Genomic DNA, 2,098 nt, shown 5'->3' on the forward strand with positions numbered 1-2,098 from the left:
CAGGTGGAAGGCGCCAATCGGGCCGAGCATCTCCAGCACGGTGCCCGGGCGCACGTGCCGGTGCACCCACGGGGAGACCAGACCCTGTTCCGCGCGCTTGACGGTGATGTTAAAGGTCCAGGGTTCGGTGGGCGCACTGGAAATCGAATAGTTCCGGTCGACTGGTTCCTGGCCTTCCCCGTGAACGGGAAATGCAATGTTCAGGTACTGGCCGGAGCGGAACGCCAGCGGGCCCGTCGGTACGGCGGAAGACGAAGGTCATCATGCCCCCGGCCTCGGGGATCGTTTCCACGCATTCGGCGCTGAATTCCTGCGGATGCCAGGGGCCCAGGGCGCGGGCGGCACCGGCGGCCTGGTTCGTGGCCCGCAACACCCGGTTCCAGGGCATCTCCAGGCCGCGGATGCGCTGGATGCCGGAGGCACGGATGCTCGTGGTGGTGACCGTCATGCCAGATGCTCCCGCATCCGCTGCACGTACCAGTGATGAACGCCTCCACCTGGTACTCGCTTTTCATGTAGGGCCCGGGCTCGTAGGCGGGACTGGCGGCACCGGCCTGGCACAACTCCACGAAGGCCTTGTCCTGCAGGTTGGTCTGCTTCCAGGTGTGCGTCAGGGACTCCACCTCGTAATCCACCCCGGCCTGCGCGTCGTCGGCCACCAGCCAGGTGGTGCGCACCAGGGTCTGGTGTTCGTTGATGGGGAAGACCGCAAAGGTGATGACGTGGTCACCAAGCAGGTGGAACCAGCTGTTGGGCTGAATGTGCAGCGAGCAGCGGCCGAGGCGGAAATCTGGGAGGTCGCCGAGCAGTTTCTTGGACAGCCGGCGCCCGGTGGGCGAGAAGGATTCGCCCTGTCCGTCCAACGGTTCGCGCGAGACGCGGAACCCGGCCGTCCGGGTATCCAACTCCTCGATAACCGCATAGGGCAGCCCATAGCGTCGGCAGCGTTCCTCCAGTGCGCCCTGCGCCTGTTGGTTCCGGTCCCAGACCTCGACCAGGTGCGGCGGCACCGTGCTCTCATTCAGGCCCCAGGTGGGGAAGAGCGCGCAGGCCAGCTCCGGGTGGCCATCGCAGTGGTAGCACTCGCGGTTGTTCTCCATCACCAGCTTCCAGTTGCCCTGTTCAACAATGTTCTGCTGGTAGGCCACCTTGGTGCGGGACAGATCATGGGGCGCGAGGTAGGGCTCGAAGACGGCCGCGGCCCGGTCAAAGTCCTCGGGCGGCTCGGGGGACAGGCAGACGAAGATCAGTCCGGCATAAACTGCTGTGTGCCCGTTTCAGCGCGAAACAGCCCTTGTCGAAATCCACTTCCCCGGGGGCCGAGGCGTGAATCAGTTCCCCGTCCTGGGAGTAGGTCCAGGAATGGTAGCCGCACACCAGGTTGCCGGTCGAGCCGGAGGCCTCGGTCAGCACCCGCGCGCCGCGGTGTCGGCACACGTTGTGCAGGACGTTGATTTGCCCGTCGTCCTTGCGCAGGATGATCAGCGAGCTGGGGCCGAAGTCCACGGTGATGTAGTCCCCGGGCTCCGGGATTTCCGCGACACTGGCGGCGTAGAGCCACTGGGTGCCGAAGATTCCCTCCATGTCCAGGGCGAAGAGGTCGGGTCGGTGTAGAACGGCGCATTGAGCGAATACCCCGAGCGGCGCCGGGCGAAGAGCTGGCGTATTTCCTCCAGCTGCCCGGCGGGCAGGGCAGTGGCAAGGCTGCCGCGGGCCGTGCGCGGCGCATTCATCGAAACAGACATGGGCGGTTCCTTGGAAGGGGGGGCGGAAGGGGAGCCTGTCGGCGGCCGCGGCGTGGCGGGGACCGCAACGTGAACGGATGTTGTACCGATCACATTAGATGCTGTGAAAGTGCAATAAAAGCGCAAAAAACTGCCGATCATCGTGCACAATATCCGCATGATCGATGCCCGTCTCCACACGCTGCGCGTGTTCGCCACCTGCGGCACCGTGGCGGCCACGGCCGAGCTCACCGGCTACTCCCCGTCGGCGGTCTCCGCGCAGCTGCGCGAACTGCAGCGCTCGCTGGGCATTGAGCTACTGGTCCGTGACGGGCGCGGCGTGCGGCTCACCGCGGCCGGTCGGCACCTGGTGG

1 protein-coding gene and 2 pseudogenes are annotated in these 2,098 nt (G+C 66.0%); 1 reads left to right on the forward strand and 2 read right to left on the reverse strand.

Annotated elements, in window-relative coordinates:
• Together JCM19049_RS12440 and JCM19049_RS12445 are read right to left on the reverse strand one after the other, a co-directional pair.
• Positions 1–448: pseudogene (locus JCM19049_RS12440) on the reverse strand (FAD-binding oxidoreductase); the annotation flags it as partial.
• Positions 445–1,745: pseudogene (locus JCM19049_RS12445) on the reverse strand (SRPBCC family protein). The pseudogenes JCM19049_RS12445 and JCM19049_RS12440, both read right to left, overlap by 4 nt.
• A gap of 157 nt (positions 1,746–1,902) precedes the next feature.
• Here JCM19049_RS12445 and JCM19049_RS12450 point away from each other — a divergent pair.
• Positions 1,903–2,098, forward strand: a 196-nt coding sequence (locus JCM19049_RS12450; protein WP_279403131.1) for a LysR family transcriptional regulator, incomplete at its 3' end; no start/stop codon positions are given.

The sequence above is a fragment of the Arthrobacter sp. JCM 19049 genome, from assembly GCF_001310435.1.